The organism is Streptomyces sp. NPDC003011 (assembly GCF_053591515.1).
Genome location: NZ_JBSFTY010000067.1, coordinates 1 through 17,390 on the forward strand (window position 1 = coordinate 1; position 17,390 = coordinate 17,390).

A 17,390-nucleotide genomic window follows, 5' to 3' on the forward strand; every position below is an offset into this window, starting at 1 on the left:
TGCGTTCGCGTTGGCTGACCAGGGCGTAGGTGCGTCCGGTGGCCTTGTCCTTCCACCCGGGACCGCCGGCGCGCCGCCGGCGGGGGCCGCGGGGCCGGCGGTGAGCGCGGTCAGGAGCAAGGACCCGGCGGCCGAGTAGAGGGCGGGGGCTCTCATCGCGTATCCCTTCGGTGCACGGAAGCAACAAAAGGGATGGTTCGTCCGCCCGTTGGCCGAGGCAAGCACCGCCCGCCGGTGTCGGCCCCAATGCTCCCGTGCGCCCCCGGGGCGCCGCTAAGCGCGCCAGTACTGTGGCTCGCTGTGGGCGAACGCCGCGCGCAGGTCCGGTTCGCCGACCGCGCGGATGCCGTGGACGGCCACGGACGTGAGATCCGTACGGTCGTCCCCGGCGGCGCGCCGGGTCAGCGCGCCGAGCAGCCGCTGACCCGCCGGCGAGGCCCAGCGGGAGTACGGGTGCACCTCGATCTGCGCGATGGCGAGGCAGCTGAGACTGAGGGCGAGGGGCAGCCCGAACCACAGGGCGACCAGAACGCGCGGCATGTCCGACTGGACGGGCGTCAGCAGGGCGACGGCGCCCAGCACGACGACGGCCACCGCGGCCAGCCGCACCTGGCGGATCCCGGAGACGACCCCCGCCCGGGCGCCGTCGGGGACGGCGAGCCCCGCGCTGACCAGCCGGTCGGCGATGCCGTGCACGGCGTCCGCGGTGGCCGCGGCGGCCCGCACCGGGGCGATGCGCGACTGGCCCTCCGGCCCGATGGCGCCTATCACCGACCGTTCCATGTCGTCCCTCCCGCGCGGGTCGACGACGGTCGCCCAGCCGGTGCGGGCGAGCAGCAGCCGCCGCTGGCGCGCCATGGAGACAAGGGTCAGATCGGCGACCCGGCGGGGGCCGCCGGACAGGAAGGCGGCCTCGTACAGCGTCAGATCGTGTGCCCGGCCCGCGCCCGCGTCGACGGCCGCCGCGTGTACGGCGGCCAGGCACAGCCGCGTACACGCCGTGCCGGCGGCGGCCCAGGCCATCAGCAGAAGAAGGGCCCAGAACATATGCAATTTTCTATGCGACCCGGTGCGTGCGACGCCATGCCTGCTTCACCATCCGGGCGGAGTGTTGTCGGTATGTGACGTTCCGGTGGGCGAAGGACGCGGTCAGGAGGTGCGGGACGCCGGTGAGTTGGCCGGCGGGGGCATGCCGCCGGCCGCCATGTCCCGGGCCGGCGCGTCGAAGTCGACGTGGCCGGTGGCCTCCAGGACCGTGATGTGGTCCAGCACGGTCGGGTCGGCGTCGTCGGCGAGGGCGCGGACGAGCGCGTCGCGGGTGCGGACCGTACCTGGGCGACGACGGAGAGCACCGGGCTGTGCGCCGGCGGAAGGATGCCGGCGAACTGCCCGTCGCGGTCGGCCTCTTGGGCCGCGGTCAGCGTCGAGAGCCACCGCTGCCGGTCGTCGGGCTCGGGCGTTCGGCACGTCCAAGCCGGTGTCGGACCGGCAGTGTTCGCCGTGGGCTCGATCAACGCCGCAGCAGCACCCGCCGGGTGGCGCGCGCCAGCCGCGCCGCCGGGCGCTGCGACCTCGGTGCCGGACCCGACCGCTCCAGCCACCACTCCCGCAGCTGCCGCCGCACGCCCGCGTCCTCCACCCGCCCGGCCAGCAGGACCTGTTCGGCGAAGTCCAGGGCGTCCCGGCGGTAGCCGTGCGCCATCGGGCGGCCGTGGGCGTAGGCGAGGAAGGCCGGACGGTAGGCGGCGCCCAGGACGGCCGGGAGTTCGGGGGCGACCTTGGCCACGACGTCCGCCCGCTTCGCCGCGAGCGCCCGGGCCTGCACGCCCAGCCGCACCCGGTCGAAGCCCTCCGGGACGGGGGTGCCCGCGACCAGCGCGGACAGCAGGGCCGTCTGCGCGAGGGCGAGGCGCTGACGGGTGAGGTCGTCGGCCGGAGCCGGGGCGGTGGCCGCAGCGGACGCAGAGCCGGTGCCGGTGCCGGTGCCGCAGGCCCGGGTTCCGGAAGATGTGCCGCCCTTCGCGCCGCCCTTCGCGCCGCCCTTCGCGTCGCCCTTCTCCAGGGCGTCCCGGATCGCTCCGAGCTCGCTCTCCAGCTCGGCCGGCGCGGGGAAGTTCTCGTCGCGCTCCAGCAGCACACCGGGCGGGGAGACGCGGGACGCGAGGTCGGTCAGGATGTCGAGGACCGGGCGGGGGACCGGGTGGGCGTGGCTGTCGTGCCAGACGCCGTCGCGCTCGAAGCCGCCCGCGACATGGACGTACGCGATGGCCTCCAGGGGCAGGTCGGCGAGCGCCTCGGCCGGGTCCTCGCCGCGGTTGACGTGGTTGGTGTGCAGGTTCGCCACGTCGATGAGCAGCCGTACGCCGGTGCGGTCGGCCAGCTCGTACAGGAACTGCCCCTCGGTCATCTCCTCACCGGGCCAGGAGATCAGCGCGGCGATGTTCTCCACGGCCAGCGGTACCGGCAGCGCGTCCTGCGCGACACGGACGTTCTCGCACAGCACGTCGAGGGCGTCGCGGGTGCGCGGCACGGGCAGCAGGTGGCCGGCCTCCAGGAGGGGGGACGCGGTCAGCGGGCCGCCGGCCCGGACGAACGCGATGTGCTCGGTGACCAGCGGTGAGCCCAGCGCCTCGGCCCGTTCGGCGAGGGCCGCAAGCCGGTCGCGGTCGGGGCGGTCCGCGCCGCCGAGGCCGAGGGAGACGCCGTGCGGGACCACCGTGACCCCGCGTTCGCGCAGGCGCAGCAGCGACGGCGGGAGGTGCCCCGGGCACACGTTCTCGGCCACGACCTCGACCCAGTCGATGCCCGGCATGCGCTCCACGGCGTCCGCGATCTCCGGCCGCCATCCGATGCCCGTCCCCAGTCGCTCCATGGTCCCCTCTTCGGCTTCCTCCGGCTGTGCGGTGTCGCCTCCCCGGGCGTGACGCGTGACGGGGGTATGGCCCCGGCATCCGCGCCCGAACCCCGCGGCGGGAACGTTCAGAGCAACATTTGAGCTTCGGGTCCGGGGCGCCGGCCGACGCAGGGTCCGTGCCGCGTGGTCCGTGGTGTCGCTCGGCCCGGCGCCAGGAGATACGCGGACGGGGGCCGTGGCGTTCAGAACCCCGGAGGGACTCACGGGGAGGAAGACGTCGCGCGGTCGCCCTCGGCACCGTGCCGCCCGGATCACCCGTGATCACCCCGGAGCACCCGGAGCACCCGGAGCACCCGGAGAAGCCCCCGCTCCGGACGGTCCCGCTCCGGACGGTCCCGCTCCGGACGGTCGGGCCACGCCTCGTACGGCTGGCGCGCGCACACTCCGCGCCGCGTCAGTCCCGGCGCGCGCGGGGGCGAAGCCGGGCGCGCGGTGCGGTGCGGCACCGAGCGCTGGGTGCGGGTGCGGGTGCCCGTTCACCCCGGCCGTCGGGACGGATCACCGCAGCGCCGGATGGTCCGCGACCACCGTGCTGGACCCGGCGGGGATCTCGGTGAAACCGGCGTCCCGGACCAACGGCAGTCCACTGGTGGTCAGTTCATCCCAGCGGCCGGGGTCGGCGGTGCGCACCGCGAGCGGGAAGCCCGCGTCGCGCCAGTCGTGCCGTTCCTCGTCCGACAGCCCCCACCAGGCGAGCTGGGCGCCGTGACCGGCCTGCGCCATCGCCTTGCCGGCCGACATGTCCAGGTCCGGGTTCAGCCAGAGCACGGGTGCCGAGGGGTCCGCGTCGACCGGCGGCTCGGGATCGTCGAGGTCGGTCCCGGACACCTGGAGCCGTGCCAGGTCCTTGGGCCAGCCGTCCAGCGGCACGGGCGGGAAGACCCGTACCTCCGCCGACTTCCCCGACACCGTGATCCCGGGCAGCGCCTCGGCCCGCCGCCACTCGGCCCCGCGGGCCCGCCGCACCACCTTGCGGATCCGGGCGTCCTGCCAGTCCCGCACGGCCCCCGCCCACTCACCCTCACCGGCCGACCGCTCGTCGCCGAGCAGGACGAGCACGGCCCGGGCGGCGGTCTCCAGGGCGTCGGTACGGGCAGGGGGCGCGCCCTTCTCGATCCGGACGACCAGCGGCAGCACGAACTGCGGGGCGTGATCGCGGGTGCTGGGTTCGGACCGGAAGGGGCTGTCATTCACGGGCGTCACGTCATGGCTCACGGGCACAGTCTGCCAACCTCACGGGCACGGGGCGGCGCCGGTGTGCGGCTCCGCCGCGCGGACGTGAGCAGGCCCGACCGGTCCGTACCGGCCCCACGCCGTGATGTCCTCCGGCTCCCGCCGGTCACCCTGAGCACGCCGTCCGCTGCGCCTCCTGCCACTCGCAGACCGGGCACAGCGTGATGCCCTTGTAGGACTCCGGGTACTCCGTCGGCTTCCCGCACAGTACGCACTCCGCGTACGGCGGCCCGTCGGCCCTGGGCGGCCGGGCCGCGTCGATCAGGCAGTAGTCGTCCTCGCTCATGTGTCCAGCGTAGGACGGTCAGCGCCGGTCGCCCGCGGCCCCGATCAGCTCGGACACCTTCACGAACCGGAAGCCGCGCCGGCGCAGCTCGGGGACGATCGTCCGTACCGCCCGCTCGGTCGTCGGGGCGGCGCTCGTCGTGCAGTGCATGACGACCACGGAACCCGGCCGCACCCCCTCCAGCACCTGCCGGGCGACGGCGTCCGCGTCCGTCGCGAACGCGTCCCCGCCGACCACGTCCCACTGCACGGCGGTGACACCGGCCGGGGTCAGCGCCTTCAGGGCCCGCCGGTCGTAGCACCCGCCGGGGAAACGGAAGTACGGCATCGGATCCGGCACCCCGGCCTCGCGGAAGGCGCCGTACGCGCGCTCCACGTCCGCGCGCATCGCGTCCTTCGGCACGGTCGGCAGGCCGTAGCAGTCGTCGGTGAAGGCGTAGTGGCTGTAGGAGTGGTTGGCGACCTCGAAGAGCGGGTCCCGGCCGATGGAGCGGGCCTGCGCCGGGTACTGCTCGGCCCACCGGCCGGTCATGAACACCGTGGCCGGCACCTTCAGCGCCCGCAGGGCGGCGATCAGCCGCGGATTGTCGAACCGCTCGCCCGCCGCGGCCCGCCGGCCCTGGCCGGCGGTCATGTCGGCGTCGAAGGTGAGCGCGACCGTCCTGCCGTGCGTGCGCGGGCCGTTCTCGAAGACGGGCGTCAGGCCGGCGGGGCCGGGAGCGAGCGTGGGCGGCCGGGACGGCACGGCGGAGGGCGCGGAAGGGGCCGGCCGGGCGGCCCGCGGGGCCTGGGCGGTGCCGCACCCGGCGAGGGCGGCGAGGGTGGCGCTCAGGACGCAGGCGACCGTGACACGGCGTACGGGAGTGATCACGGTACGACGGTATGGTGATCGGTTTTTCCAGGGGTGCCGACCCGTCGGAGAGGTCACCCGCTCGGCGCCGCGCCGGAACCGTGCTCGGCGAGGCGATCCGCGCGGCGGCCGAGTGCCGCCCCGTGGGAGACGTGACCCGGCAGCCGCCGGCCGTGGAGGAACTCGTCGGTGTCCCGCCGCCCGGCGCCCCCACCCGGGTCCCGCTCAGATGTCCCGCTGCTCCAGCGGCCGGACCGCCGGGCCCTGGACCACCTTGCCGTCCGTGTCGAAGCGGGAGCCGTGGCAGGGGCACTCCCAGGCGCGTTCGGCGGCGTTGAAGGCGACCAGGCAGCCCATGTGGGTGCAGCGCGCGGAGACGGCGTGCGGGTGACCGGCCTCGTCCCGGTACACCGCGAGGCGTTCGCCGCCGACGCGGACGACGGCGCCCTCGCCGGGCGGCAGGGACTCGACCGGCGGTGCGGGCCGCAGCCGGTCGCCGACGAAGTGGCGGGCCACCTCGGCCTGGGTCTTCAGGAACGACGGGGCCTCGCGCACGGCCGAGCGCAGCCGGCGCGGGTCGTACAGCTCGCTCCACGCGCACTGCTCGCCGGTGATCTGGGCGGTGAGCAGCCGGCCCGCCATCATCCCGCCGCTCATGCCCCAGCCGCCGAAGCCGGTGGCGACGTAGGTGTGGTGGGCGCCCGGGTGGAACAGGCCGACCAGCGGCACGGTGTCCGTGGGGTCGTTGTCCTGGGTGGCCCAGGCGTGGGTGAGCGTGACGTCGGGGAAGTGCTCGGCGGCCCAGTCGGACAGGCGCTCGAAGCGGGCCCGGGTGTTGCCGGTGCCGGGGGTGAAGTGCTCCCCGGTGACGATGAGCAGCCGGTCCTCGCCGTGCGGCGCGGTACGCACCGAGCGGGTGCCCTCGTCCGGAGTGATGTACATGCCGTCCGGGTCCCGGTCGGCGGCGATCGTCCCGGCGACGACCAGCTCGCGGCGCGGGGAGAGCCGGGCGAACAGCAGGGCCCGGTCGAAGAGCGGGTAGTGCGTGGCGACCACGACGTCCCGGGCGGTCACCGTCACGCCCGTGTCGGTGGTCAGCCGGCACGGCTCGCCCTCCTCCAGGCCGACGACCGTGGTGTGCTCGTACACCTGCCCGCCCCGCGCGACCAGGTCGTCGGTGAGCGCCAGCAGGTACGTGCGCGGATGGAACTGCGCCTGCCCGGTCACCTTCACCGCGCCCGCCACCGGGAACGGCAGCCCGGTCTCCGTCACGAACGACGCCGGCAGCCCGGCCTCGTGGGCGGCCCGCGCCTCGGCCCGCAGCTCCTCCACCCGGCCCGCGTCACAGACGTACGTGTACGCGCTCCGGCGTTCCCAGTCGCAGTCGACGCCCAGCTCGTCCGCGATCTGCGCGGCGCGCTCGATCGCCTCGGACTGCGAGCGGGCGTACAGCCGCGCCCCCTCGGGGCCCCGGGTGCGGCGCAGCTTGTCGTAGATCAGGGTGTGCAGCGCGGTCACCTTGGCGGTGGTGTGCCCGGTGACGCCGGCCGCGACCCGGCCGGCCTCCAGCACGGCCACGCGCTTCCCGGCCCGCGTCAGCTCCCAGGCCGTGCTCAGCCCGGCCACTCCGGCGCCGATGACGGCCACGTCCACCGTGAGGTCATCCGCCAGCGCGGGCCGGTCCGGGCCGGGCGCGGTCTGGAGCCAGTACGAGCCGCTGACGTGGGGATTCTCGGTCATGCGGGTCGGGTACCCCGTCGCGGCCGGTTCAGTGGGGCGGGTCCGCCAGCAGCCGCTCACGGCACTCGGCCACGTCGAAGTCCGCCTTCGGGTAGTGCGGGTCCAGCGCCCTGAGGTGCTCCAGGAGCAGTCGGCTCACCGCCCAGTTCCGGTACCACTTGCGGTCCGCCGGGACCAGGTACCAGGGGGCGTCCGGCGTGGAGCAGCGCTCCAGGGCGATCTCGTACGCCCGCTGGTACGCGGGCCACAGCGCGCGGTCGTCGATGTCGGACGGGCTGAACTTCCAGCGCTTGTCCGGCCGGTCCAGGCGTTTGAGCAGACGGCGGCGCTGCTCGTCGTAGGAGAGGTGCAGGAAGCACTTGACCACGGTCACGCCGTCGCCGGCCAGGGACCGCTCGAAGCGGTTGATCCGGTCGTAGCGGCGTTCGATCTCGGCGGACGGGGCTAGCGCGCGGACGCGGGCGATCAGGACGTCCTCGTAGTGCGAGCGGTCGAAGACGCCGATCTCGCCGGGGTGCGGAAGGGCCTGTTCGACGCGCCACAGGAAGGAGTGCCGGCGCTCCTCGGGGGTGGGTGCCTGGAACGCGCGGACACGGCAGCCGGACGGGGCGAAGTACCCGGCGACGTGCTTGACCGTGCCGCCCTTGCCGCTGGTGTCCATGCCCTGGAGCACCAGCAGGACCCGGCGCCGGTCACCCGCCGTGCCCGCCGCCCACAGGCGTTCCTGGAGGCCGGCGAGGTGCGCGCCGATCGCCGCGGTGGCCGCCCGGCCCGCGGACTTGTCCCCGGGGCCGGCGGTGGCCGCCCGGGTGTCGTACCCGCTCAGGTCGACCGGCTCGCCGCCGGGCACACGCAGCAGCCCGCGCAGGTCCGGCTCCTCGCGTGTGCGGGACTTCGCGCGCTTCTCGCCCACGGGGCACCCCTTCCGGTCGGTTCCTCGATCCTGCGGCGCGGCGGCCGGGGCCGCGACACGGGAGCCGGGCCCTGCCGCCCGGGCTCCCGCGCCACCGGCGCGGCTACCCGCGCCAGGGTCCCGTCACCGCGAACGTCGTCCCGGGCCTGTAGCAGTTGACGTACATCGTCCTGCCGTCCGGGGAGAAGGTGACGCCCGCGAACTCGCCCCACTCCGGCTCCTGAGGAGTGCCGATGTCCTGGCGGTTGCGGGCCATCGGGTAGACCTCGCCGCGCCGGGTGACGCCGTAGACGTGCTGGGCGCCGTTGCCGTCCTCGCAGACCATCAGGCCGCCGCTGGGGGTGAGACAGATGTTGTCCGGGGACTCGCCGGGGAGCTGGACGTCGGTGTCCGGGCCGAAGACGACCACCAGGGTCAGGCGGCGCGCCGACGGGTCGTAGCGCCAGATCTGGCCGTAGTGGTCGGCCGCCGAACCCTCCGCGCTGCGGGCGAACGACGACACGAAGTAGACGCTCGTGCCGCCCCAGTAGCAGCCCTCCAGCTTCTGCGCGTGCGTGATGCCCCTCGGGCCGAAGTCCTGGAGCCGGATGGGGGTTTCGGCGGCGAGCGGGTCCGGTACGTCGGCCCACTCGACACCGTCGAAGCAGGCGCCCGTCTCCTGGATCGAGGAGAGGTCGGGGACGCCGGGCACGCGCATCGCCTGGAGTCGGCCGCCCGCGCGCAGCGAACCGAGGCCGCCCAGCGGCCGGTCGGGCAGGAAGCGGTAGAAGAGGCCGAAGGGCCTCAGGAAGGCGTCCTCGGTCTCGTAGACGACGCCGCGCCGGGGGTCGACGGCGATCGCCTCGTGCTGGAAGCGGCCCATCGCGGTCAGCGGGACGGCGCCGGAGCGGCGCGGGTCGGCCGCGTCGACCTCGAAGATGAAGCCGTGGTCCTTGGTGTAGCCGTTGGTGCCCGCCTTGTCCTCGGTCTCCTCGCAGGTCAGCCAGGTGCCCCAAGGCGTGGGACCGCCCGCGCAATTGACGGCGGTACCGGCGATGGCGACCCGCTCCGACAGCACGTCGCCGCGGGAGTCCAGCGTCAGGGCCGTACAACCGCCCTTGCCCGCCGGGTCGTAGGTGAGGCCCTCGACCGTCGGGACGGGAATCGCGGCGGTGTTGCGGTTCTCGTGGTTGCGGACCAGGTGGACGCGGCCGTGTCTGCCGGGGAAGGCCGACATGCCGTCGTGGTTCGAGGGGACCTGGCCCTCACCGGAGCGCAGCGGGGTGCCCTCACGGGAGAGGACCCGGTAGCGGAATCCTTTCGGCAGGTCGAGCAGGCCCCTGGGATCGGGGACCAGGGGGCCGTAGCCGGTGTGACCGAGGGTCTGCGCGGCGGCGGTGCCCGCGAAGAGTTCGGAGAGGCTTCCGGCGAAGGCGATCGAGACGCCCAACGCGCCGGTGCGGGCGAGCACTTGGCGGCGGGAGGAAGCGGCGGTCTCGGTGGGTTCGGACATGGGGTGACGACCTTCCTGCTGGCGGACAGGAACCTGTGACCCCGCCGTGTCTACCACCTACTGGTCAGCCACGGGAACACGCGCGTAGAACGTGTCACCGGTCGGCCGGGTGCTCCCGTGACTGGTCGGCGGGGTGTTCCTGTGCCCGCTCCAGGAAGCGCAGCAACTCCACCGGGAAGGGCAGGACCAGCGTCGAGTTCTTCTCGGCGGCGACCGCCACGATCGTCTGCAGCAGCCGCAGTTGGAGTGCGGAGGGCGTGTCCTGCATCTGCTGCGCGGCCTCGGCGAGCTTCTTCGACGCCTGGAGTTCGGCGTCCGCGTTGATGATCCGGGCCCGCCGCTCACGGTCCGCCTCGGCCTGCCGGGCCATGGAGCGCTTCATCGTGTCCGGCAGGGAGACGTCCTTGATCTCGACGCGGTCGATCTGCACGCCCCAGCCGACGGCCGGGCTGTCGATCATCAGCTCCAGGCCCTGGTTGAGCTTCTCGCGGTCGGAGAGGAGGTCGTCCAGATCACTCTTGCCGATGATCGAACGCAGCGAGGTCTGCGCCATCTGCGAGACGGCGAACCGGTAGTCCTCGACCTGGACGAGCGCGTTCGCCGCGTCGACCACCTTGAAGTACACGACCGCGTCCACCCGCACCGTCACGTTGTCGCGGGTGATGCCCTCCTGGGCCGGCACCGGCATCGTGACGATCTGCATGTTCACCTTGTGCAGCCGGTCCACGAACGGGATCACCAGCGTGAAACCCGGCGGCCGTACGTGTCCGGCGAGCCGCCCGAGCCGGAAGACCACCCCGCGCTCGTACTGCTTGACGACCCGCGCCGCCGAGGCGACGTAGACCACGCCCGCGGTACCGGTCGCCACAGCCGCCGTCAACAGTTCCTGGAGCATCCCGGCCTCCTCGTCCAGAGGTCCGCTCTGTCTGCTCCTGCAACGATATGCCCGGCGCCCGGTCCGGGGCCATGAGCGGCTCCGGACCGGGCACCTGAGGGTTCACGACGCGGTGGTGAGCCGCCCCGGTTCCAGCGCGGTGACCCGCACGGGTTCGGTGCCGACCGCGCTGTGCCGCTCGGCCCAGTTCTCCAGTGCCGTACGGCAGGCGTGGTCCAGGTGGTGCAGCCCGGACAGGTCCAGCTCGACCGGGCGGTCCTGGGGCAGCGCCTCCAGACTGTCGAGTATTTTCGGCAGCCTCAGGAAGGTCGCGTTGCCCGACAGGTACGCCTGGACGGGGCCGGCGCCCTTGTCGACGATCTCCATCTTGAGGTGCGAGGCCTGCCAGGCGGTCTTGACCACGGACAAGGCCAGACCGATCAACACGCCCTCGAACATGTTCACCGCGACGATGGACACCGCCGTGATCACCAGGATCAGCGCCTCACCGCGGTGCCCCCGCCACAGCGAGACGACCCCGCGGAAGGGGATCAGCTTCCAGCCGGCGTGCACCAGGATGCCGGCCAGCGCGGGCAGCGGGATCAGCGCCAGCGTCGACGGCAGCAGCGCGGCGAACAGCAGCAGCCACACACCGTGCATCACCCGGGACGCCTTGGTCTTGGCGCCCGCCTGGACGTTGGCGGAGCTGCGCACGATGACCGCGGTCATCGGCAGCGCGCCGAGCGCCCCGCACACCGCGTTGCCGGCGCCCTGGGCCATCAGCTCCTTGTCGTACTCGGTGCGCGGACCGTCGTGCAGCCGGTCCACCGCGGCGGCGCTGAACAGGCTCTCGGCGGAGGCGATCAGGGTGAAGGCGAGGATCGTGCCGAGGAGGGCCGGGTTGGCCAGTTCGCCGAAGGCCTCGGTGCCCGGCGGCTGGATGGAGTCCAGCAGGCCGTTCACCTCGACGGTGGCGACCGGCAGGCTGAACGCGAGCGTGATCAGCGTGGCCAGGACGACCGCGGCGAGCGCGCCCGGAACCGTCTGCGCCTTCTTCGGCAGCTTCTTCCACAGCACCATCACCGCGATGGTGCCCGCGCCGATCGCGAGCGAGGCGAGTGCCGCGGTGCTGCCGAGCGCGTCGGCGGCGGCCCCGGGCAGCCCGATGATCTTGTCGAGACCGGAGGACGGAGCCTTGAGGCCGGCCGCCGCGTACAGCTGGCCCGCGATGATCACGAGGCCGATACCGGCCAGCATGCCCTCGACGACCGAGACGGATATCGCCCTGAACCAGCGCCCCAGCTTCAGGGCGCCCATGGCGAGCTGCAACAGGCCGGCGGCCAGCACGATCACGCCGAGCGCGGGCAGTCCGAACTCGGTCACCGCCTCGTAGACGAGCACGGTCAGGCCGGCCGCCGGTCCGGAGACCTGGAGGCTGCTGCCCCGCATGAGGCCGGTGATGATGCCGCCGACGATGCCGGTGACAAGTCCGAGCTCCGCCGGGACACCGGAGGCCACGGCGACGCCCACGCACAGGGGCAGGGCGACGAGGAAGACGACGAGGGACGCGGCGAAGTCCTGCCGCAGGTGGGGGAACCTGGTCTGCTTCTCCATGGCCGGCCTCACAGCGCGCGGAAGGTGTCGCAGGACACGTCGTGGGTCAGGACCGATCCCGTGTGAACCTCGTAGTACCAGGGGTGCAGGGTGAGTTGACCCTCCGCCAGCTTCTTGTCGATGAAGGGGTAGGAGCGCAGGCGCAGGACCTGGGCCAGGACGTGGTTCTGCACGCCCTCGGCCACGCACGGGTCCTCGACCGCGCCGGTGGGGCGCGGCGTCGCGTGCGTGAGCCAGTCGCGCACGGCCGGTACGGCGGTCAGGTCGTCGCCGCGGACCAGGGCGCCGACGGCGCCGCAGTGCGAGTGCCCGCAGACCACGATGTCGCGGACGCCCAGCACCTCCACGGCGTACTCGATGGTGGCCGCCTCGCTGGTGGGGTGCTCGGAGGCGTACGGGGGGACGATGTTGCCCGCGGTGCGCAGCTCGAAGAGCTCGCCGGGCCGGGCGCCGGTGATCAGAGCCGGGACGACCCGGGAATCGGAGCAGGTGATGAACAGGACCTGCGGCGACTGGCCTTCGGCCAGTCTGGCGAACTCCTCAGGGCGCTGTCCGAACGTGCGGGCGTTGTCGATGAGGGGCTGCATATGTGGTGACTCCTCCTGGCGCGCCAGGGCGGCGCGTCGGACGTACATGACAGAAGTGGGGGGACTGCGCTGCTGTCAGCAGCGGAAGACCTGGAGTGCGGCCGGGGAGTGGGCTGTCGGGGGTCTCGACAGCCGGGGCGCGCTGGGCACGGGGTGGGGTGCGGCCGACGGATCCGGTGCCTGCGTGGGGCGTTCGGGTCCCTCGGGGGCGACATCGACGGCGCGATGCCGGTCGCGGGTGCGCAGGGGACCGGTCGGGTCGCCTGCGGGGTCGCAGTGACGCTGCGCGGCGGTCTCGTCGCGCAACGCCTTGCCGGGAAGCTTGAATCCGGGCTGAGCTTTGGCCTCTGCTTGACGGCCGGTGTGCGCGCTTGCGAAGGACGCGGTGGGTGCGAAGAGCTGGAGGGCGAGAAGGGCGGCGGTGAGGAGCCCGAGTGCGGTCCGTACGGTCGTACCTCGGAACATGTGCCCCCCTTCAGGTAATTCGCGTCTCCAGCCTGTCTCTAGTCCAGACCAACGGTTGGTCAATGACTAGTCAAGAAACACCTTAGCCCGGCAAAGTTGTTTGCAGGGTTAACTTAACGTTTCGAGCTGAAGAGAGGCTGAAGGGTGCGGGTGGGGTGGCCGGAACCCGCTCTTGATCTTGGGGGAACCGATCGGGTAAAGGGCCGTCAGTTCTCAGTTCGGCTGGACGAGTCCCTTGGCGTCCCGGGCCAGGGCGGTGAGGCGGGAGATCGCCCGGAAGTACTTCTTGCGGTAGCCGCCGTTCAGCATCTCCTCGCTGAACAGGCGGTCGAACGGCAGCCCGGAGGCGAGCACCGGGACTTCACGGTCGTAGAGCCGGTCCGCGAGCACGACGAGCCTGAGGGCCGTCGACTGGTCGGGCACCGCCCGGACGTCGGTGAGGCAGACGGCCCGCAGGCCGTCTGTCAGCGCGCCGTAGCGGCTGGGGTGGACGCGGGCGAGGTGCTCCAGCACCTGCGGGAAGGCGTCGAGCGAGGCGCCCGGGGTGGCGTGGGCGGCCCGGGTGACCTGCTCGTCGCTGTACGGGGGCGGGGCCTCGGGCAGGCCGCGGTGGCGGTAGTCCTCGCCGTCGATGCGCAGGGCGCGGAAGTGGGCGGACAGGCCCTGGATCTCGCGCAGGAAGTCGGCGGACGCGAAGCGGCCCTCACCGAGCTTGCCGGGAAGGGTGTTGGAGGTGGCGGCCAGCGCGACGCCCGCGTCGACGAGCTTGCCGAGCAGGGTCGACACGAGCACCGTGTCGCCGGGGTCGTCCAGCTCGAACTCGTCGATGCACAGCAGGCGGTGGCCGGAAAGGGTCCGCACGGTCTGCTGGAAGCCGAGGGCGCCGACGAGGTTGGTCAGCTCCACGAACGTGCCGAACGCCTTGAGCGCGGGCTCGGCCGGGGTGGCGTGCCACAGCGACGCCAGCAGGTGCGTCTTGCCGACGCCGTATCCCCCGTCGAGGTAGACGCCGCGGGGTCCGGCGGGTGTCTTCGGGGCCTTCGCCCGGCCGAGGCCGAAGAAGCCGCGCTTGCCGGCGCCGGTGGCGTGCGCTCCGCCCAGCCCGGCCGCGAAGGCCGCCAGAACGCGGACCGCCTCGGTCTGGCTGGGCTGGTTCGGGTCGGGGAGGTACGTGTCGAACCGCACCGAGTCGAACCGCGGCGGCGGCACCATCTCGGCGACCAGCCGGTCCGCGGGGACATGCGGCTCGCGGGCGCACAGGGACAGCGGGGCGGCGTCGGCCGTGGGGCCGAATCCGGACGCGGCGGGGGTGGTAGACACGGTCACCCATGCTAGGCCCTGCCCGGAGCGGGCGGGGCGGCGCCTTCGGTGCGGGCCCGCCGTGCAGAAGTGACGTTTCCCTCCCGCGTGGAACACTGCACGGCATGCGACGCCTGTTCCCTGTGACCGAAGAGACAGCGGCCCGCGCCCGGGAGGATGCCGAGTGGTCCCTCGCGGAGCTGGCCGACGCCTACGCCTATCCGGCGCCCGGGCCGGAGGCCGGGTCCGGCGGGCCCGGGGTCTGGCTGCGGGCCAACATGGTCTCCACGCTCGACGGGGCCGGCCAGCACGACGGCCGCTCGCACCCCATCTCCAGCGCGGCCGACATGCGCGTCTTCGGCACCCTGCGGGCCCTCGCGGACGTCGTGGTCGTCGGCGCGGAGACGGTACGCCAGGAGGGGTACCGTCCGGCCCGCGCGCGGGCGGAGTTCGCACCGCTGCGGGAAGCCGCGGGGCAGGGGCCCGCACCCGCGATCGCGGTGGTCAGCGCCGGTCTGGACCTGGATTTCTCGCTCCCGCTGTACACCTCGCCCCTGGTCCCCACCCTGATCCTCACGGGCGCCGCGGCTCCCCCGGACCGGATCGCCGCGGCCGAGAAGGCGGGTGCCCGGGTGGTGACCGCCGGGGACGGCGTCGGCGTGGAGCCCGCCCGTGCGGTGAGCGCCCTCGCCGGGCTCGGGCACACCCGGCTGCTCACCGAGGGCGGTCCGCGCCTGCTCGGCCAGCTGGTGGCCGCCGGGGTGCTGGACGAGCTCTGCCTGACCGTGGCCCCGCTGCTCACCGCGGGGGACGCGCAGCGCATCGCCGGCGGGCCGTCGGTCGCGGTGCCGCAGCGGTTCGTCCTGGCGTCCCTGCTGGAGGAGGAGGGCTTCCTGTTCAGCCGGTACCGGCGATCCTGAGCCCGCCCCCGGCGGTACCGCTCGCCAGGTACCGCTCGCCCGAAAAGGGGCCGATCGCCCCGCTGTCCCGACATCGGCGGAATCCGCCGTTCCGTTTCATTCTCCGGCGGGCACACTGAGTCCGGCAGTACCCGTGCGATCTCGGGGCAGGATGGTTCCCGCGAGGGCCGGGCACACGGCTCGCGGAGGAGAGAAGACCCGCCGGTCTTCGAAGGAGAAGGGGCGCCTGGTGTTCACAAGCGTTTTGATGATCGAGAAAGCCCTGACGTCCGCCGACGTGGAGTTCGTCACCACCTTGCACGGGGACGAGCAGGTCGCCTTCTACGTCCTGCTGCAACCGCGCGGCGACCAGGCCGACCGGCTGCTGCGCGCCATCGACGACGTCGCGCTCGGCGAACTCGACGAGGCCGCCCGGGAGCATGAGACCCCGCAGGGCCAGGAGGCGCGAGGTCCCGCCGAGCAGGCCCTCGACGTGTCCCTGAGAGCCCTGCGCGCGGCCGGCAGCGAGGCCGCGGGCAAGCTGATCGAGGACCATCCGCTGGACGTGCTCAAGTCGCTGGTCGACGAGACCGGCGCCGACGAGGTGATCGTGCTGACGGATCCCCACTACGTGGAGGAGTTCTTCCACCGGGACTGGGCGTCCCGGGCGCGGCACAAGGTCGGGGTGCCGGTGCTGAAGCTCTTCTCGCACAGCAAGGCGTAGGGGCGGGGCGGCGCCCCTCACCGGGGTCGGCCGCCGCACGCAATAGGCTGGGGGCGCGTCCGTTGCCCGGGCGCGCTCAGCCACGTACCACTTGGGGAGAAACGCGCATGGCACCCGGCCTTCCTACCGCCATGGACCGACCGCACTTCATCGGCATCGGCGGCGCCGGGATGTCGGGGATCGCGAAGATCCTCGCGCAGCGCGGGGCGAAGGTGGCGGGCAGCGACGCGAAGGAGTCCGCGACCGCCGAGGCGCTGCGCGCGCTGGGCGCGACCGTGCACGTCGGGCACGCGGCGGAGCACCTGGCGGACGACGCCACCTGTGTCGTCGTCTCGTCGGCGATCCGGGCCGACAACCCGGAGCTGACGCGGGCGGCCGAGCTGGGCATCCCGGTGGTCCACCGTTCGGACGCGCTCGCCCGCCTGATGGACGGTCTGCGTCCGATCGCGGTCGCCGGCACCCACGGCAAGACCACGACCACGTCGATGCTGGCCGTGTCGCTGAGCGAGCTGGGTCTGAAGCCGTCGTACGCGATCGGCGGCGATCTGGACACCCCCGGCTCCAACGCCCTGCACGGCGACGGCGAGATCTTCGTGGCCGAGGCGGACGAGTCGGACCGCAGCTTCCACACGTACGCCCCCGAGGTCGCGATCGTCCTCAACGTGGAGCTCGACCACCACGCCAACTACGCCTCCATGGACGAGATCTACGAGTCCTTCGAGACGTTCGCGGGCAAGATCGTGCCCGGCGGCACGCTGGTGATCACGGCGGACCACGAGGGCGCGCGGGAGCTGACCCGGCGGCTGGCCGGATCGGTGCGGACGGTGACCTACGGGGAGTCCGAGGACGCCGACGTACGGATCCTGTCGGTGCGGGCGCAGGGCCTGAAGAGCGAGGTCACGGTCGTCCTGGACGGCGAGGAACTCACCTTCGCGGTCTCCGTGCCCGGCCGGCACTACGCGCACAACGCGGTGGCCGCGCTGGTGGCGGGCGCCGCCCTGGGCCTGCCGCCCGGGGCGCTGGCCCAGGCCCTGGGCGCGTACACCGGTGTGAAGCGGCGCCTCCAGCTCAAGGGCGAGGCGGCGGGCGTGCAGGTCGTCGACTCCTACGCCCACCACCCGACCGAGATGACGGCCGACCTGGAGGCGATGCGCGACGCGGTCGGTGACGCCCGGATCCTGGTCGTCTACCAGCCGCACCTGTTCTCCCGCACCCAGGAGCTGGGCAAGGAGATGGGCGAGGCCCTGTCCCTGGCGGACTCCTCGGTCGTCCTCGACATCTACCCGGCCCGCGAGGACCCCCTCCCGGGGGTGACCAGCGCCCTGGTCGTCGCCGCGGCCCGTGCCGCGGGCGCCGACGTGACGGCGGTGGCCGGCCAGGACGAGGTGCCGGCGCTCGTCGCGGGAATGGCGAAGCCCGGTGATCTCGTTCTCACCATGGGCGCGGGTGACGTGACGGACCTGGGCCCGCGGATCCTGGACCGTCTGGCCCAGAGGTAAAC

Annotated in this window: 17 protein-coding genes; 3 read left to right on the forward strand and 14 right to left on the reverse strand. The window is 73.4% G+C overall.

The window, feature by feature from the left end; all coding sequences use genetic code 11:
• Positions 1–273: 273 nt before the first annotated feature.
• The 14 genes from ACWD0J_RS29500 to zapE form a co-directional block, all read right to left on the reverse strand.
• Positions 274–1,047 (reverse strand): TIGR04222 domain-containing membrane protein, encoded by a 774-nt coding sequence (locus ACWD0J_RS29500; protein WP_451498892.1) that lies wholly within the window; start codon positions 1,045–1,047, stop codon positions 274–276.
• Between the two features lie 102 nt (positions 1,048–1,149).
• Positions 1,150–1,272 (reverse strand): hypothetical protein, encoded by a 123-nt coding sequence (locus tag ACWD0J_RS29505; RefSeq protein ID WP_451498893.1) that lies wholly within the window; start codon positions 1,270–1,272, stop codon positions 1,150–1,152.
• 238 nt (positions 1,273–1,510) lie between these two features.
• The gene (locus tag ACWD0J_RS29510) at positions 1,511–2,872 is read right to left on the reverse strand and encodes a DUF692 domain-containing protein (RefSeq protein ID WP_451498894.1); all 1,362 of its coding nucleotides are present in this window, start codon (positions 2,870–2,872) and stop codon (positions 1,511–1,513) included.
• A 540-nt stretch (positions 2,873–3,412) separates the two neighbouring features.
• Positions 3,413–4,129: a peptidyl-tRNA hydrolase gene (locus ACWD0J_RS29515; protein ID WP_451498895.1), complete on the reverse strand. Its 717-nt coding sequence runs from the start codon at positions 4,127–4,129 to the stop codon at positions 3,413–3,415.
• 124 nt (positions 4,130–4,253) lie between these two features.
• Entirely contained in the window at positions 4,254–4,433 is a 180-nt protein-coding gene (locus ACWD0J_RS29520; RefSeq protein WP_451498896.1) for a hypothetical protein, read from the reverse strand.
• 18 nt (positions 4,434–4,451) lie between these two features.
• Positions 4,452–5,303 carry a polysaccharide deacetylase family protein gene (locus ACWD0J_RS29525; protein WP_451498897.1) on the reverse strand — a complete coding sequence of 284 codons (852 nt, stop codon included), beginning with the start codon at positions 5,301–5,303 and terminating at the stop codon, positions 4,452–4,454.
• A 204-nt stretch (positions 5,304–5,507) separates the two neighbouring features.
• Positions 5,508–7,022, reverse strand: coding sequence for an FAD-dependent oxidoreductase (locus ACWD0J_RS29530; RefSeq protein ID WP_451498898.1), 1,515 nt, complete (start codon positions 7,020–7,022; stop codon positions 5,508–5,510).
• Between the two features lie 28 nt (positions 7,023–7,050).
• Positions 7,051–7,935 carry a PPK2 family polyphosphate kinase gene (locus ACWD0J_RS29535; RefSeq protein WP_451498899.1) on the reverse strand — a complete coding sequence of 295 codons (885 nt, stop codon included), beginning with the start codon at positions 7,933–7,935 and terminating at the stop codon, positions 7,051–7,053.
• Positions 7,936–8,038: 103 nt separating this feature from the next.
• Positions 8,039–9,427, reverse strand: coding sequence for a PhoX family protein (locus ACWD0J_RS29540; RefSeq protein ID WP_451498900.1), 1,389 nt, complete (start codon positions 9,425–9,427; stop codon positions 8,039–8,041).
• Positions 9,428–9,521: 94 nt separating this feature from the next.
• Complete coding sequence (locus ACWD0J_RS29545) at positions 9,522–10,322, reverse strand: slipin family protein (RefSeq protein WP_451498901.1); 801 nt, start codon at positions 10,320–10,322, stop codon at positions 9,522–9,524.
• A gap of 102 nt (positions 10,323–10,424) precedes the next feature.
• Complete coding sequence (locus ACWD0J_RS29550; RefSeq protein WP_451498902.1) at positions 10,425–11,915, reverse strand: SulP family inorganic anion transporter; 1,491 nt, start codon at positions 11,913–11,915, stop codon at positions 10,425–10,427.
• A gap of 8 nt (positions 11,916–11,923) precedes the next feature.
• Positions 11,924–12,502 (reverse strand): carbonic anhydrase, encoded by a 579-nt coding sequence (locus ACWD0J_RS29555; protein WP_451498930.1) that lies wholly within the window; start codon positions 12,500–12,502, stop codon positions 11,924–11,926.
• A gap of 75 nt (positions 12,503–12,577) precedes the next feature.
• Complete coding sequence (locus ACWD0J_RS29560; RefSeq protein ID WP_451498903.1) at positions 12,578–12,967, reverse strand: hypothetical protein; 390 nt, start codon at positions 12,965–12,967, stop codon at positions 12,578–12,580.
• A 213-nt stretch (positions 12,968–13,180) separates the two neighbouring features.
• Positions 13,181–14,287 carry a cell division protein ZapE gene (gene zapE / locus ACWD0J_RS29565; protein ID WP_451498904.1) on the reverse strand — a complete coding sequence of 369 codons (1,107 nt, stop codon included), beginning with the start codon at positions 14,285–14,287 and terminating at the stop codon, positions 13,181–13,183.
• Positions 14,288–14,391: 104 nt separating this feature from the next.
• Here zapE and ACWD0J_RS29570 point away from each other — a divergent pair, with 104 nt between their 5' ends.
• The 3 genes from ACWD0J_RS29570 to murC all read left to right on the forward strand — a co-directional run bounded on the left by ACWD0J_RS29570 (position 14,392) and on the right by murC (position 17,388).
• Positions 14,392–15,186 (forward strand): pyrimidine reductase family protein, encoded by a 795-nt coding sequence (locus tag ACWD0J_RS29570; RefSeq protein ID WP_451498905.1) that lies wholly within the window; start codon positions 14,392–14,394, stop codon positions 15,184–15,186.
• A 229-nt stretch (positions 15,187–15,415) separates the two neighbouring features.
• Positions 15,416–15,889: an indole-3-glycerol phosphate synthase gene (locus ACWD0J_RS29575; RefSeq protein WP_451498906.1), complete on the forward strand. Its 474-nt coding sequence runs from the start codon at positions 15,416–15,418 to the stop codon at positions 15,887–15,889.
• A 107-nt stretch (positions 15,890–15,996) separates the two neighbouring features.
• Positions 15,997–17,388, forward strand: coding sequence for a UDP-N-acetylmuramate--L-alanine ligase (murC, locus tag ACWD0J_RS29580; RefSeq protein ID WP_451498907.1), 1,392 nt, complete (start codon positions 15,997–15,999; stop codon positions 17,386–17,388).
• Positions 17,389–17,390 lie beyond the last annotated feature (2 nt).

Coding starts and splice junctions, on each gene's coding strand:
- ACWD0J_RS29500 (WP_451498892.1), bottom strand. CDS start 1,047: ATGTTCTGGGCCCTTCTTCTGCTGATGGCCTGGGCCGCCGCCGGCACG.
- ACWD0J_RS29510 (WP_451498894.1), bottom strand. CDS start 2,872: ATGGAGCGACTGGGGACGGGCATCGGATGGCGGCCGGAGATCGCGGAC.
- ACWD0J_RS29520 (WP_451498896.1), bottom strand. CDS start 4,433: ATGAGCGAGGACGACTACTGCCTGATCGACGCGGCCCGGCCGCCCAGG.
- ACWD0J_RS29530 (WP_451498898.1), bottom strand. CDS start 7,022: ATGACCGAGAATCCCCACGTCAGCGGCTCGTACTGGCTCCAGACCGCG.
- ACWD0J_RS29540 (WP_451498900.1), bottom strand. CDS start 9,427: ATGTCCGAACCCACCGAGACCGCCGCTTCCTCCCGCCGCCAAGTGCTC.
- ACWD0J_RS29545 (WP_451498901.1), bottom strand. CDS start 10,322: ATGCTCCAGGAACTGTTGACGGCGGCTGTGGCGACCGGTACCGCGGGC.
- ACWD0J_RS29550 (WP_451498902.1), bottom strand. CDS start 11,915: ATGGAGAAGCAGACCAGGTTCCCCCACCTGCGGCAGGACTTCGCCGCG.
- ACWD0J_RS29555 (WP_451498930.1), bottom strand. CDS start 12,502: ATGCAGCCCCTCATCGACAACGCCCGCACGTTCGGACAGCGCCCTGAG.
- ACWD0J_RS29560 (WP_451498903.1), bottom strand. CDS start 12,967: ATGTTCCGAGGTACGACCGTACGGACCGCACTCGGGCTCCTCACCGCC.
- ACWD0J_RS29570 (WP_451498905.1), top strand. CDS start 14,392: ATGCGACGCCTGTTCCCTGTGACCGAAGAGACAGCGGCCCGCGCCCGG.
- murC (WP_451498907.1), top strand. CDS start 15,997: ATGGCACCCGGCCTTCCTACCGCCATGGACCGACCGCACTTCATCGGC.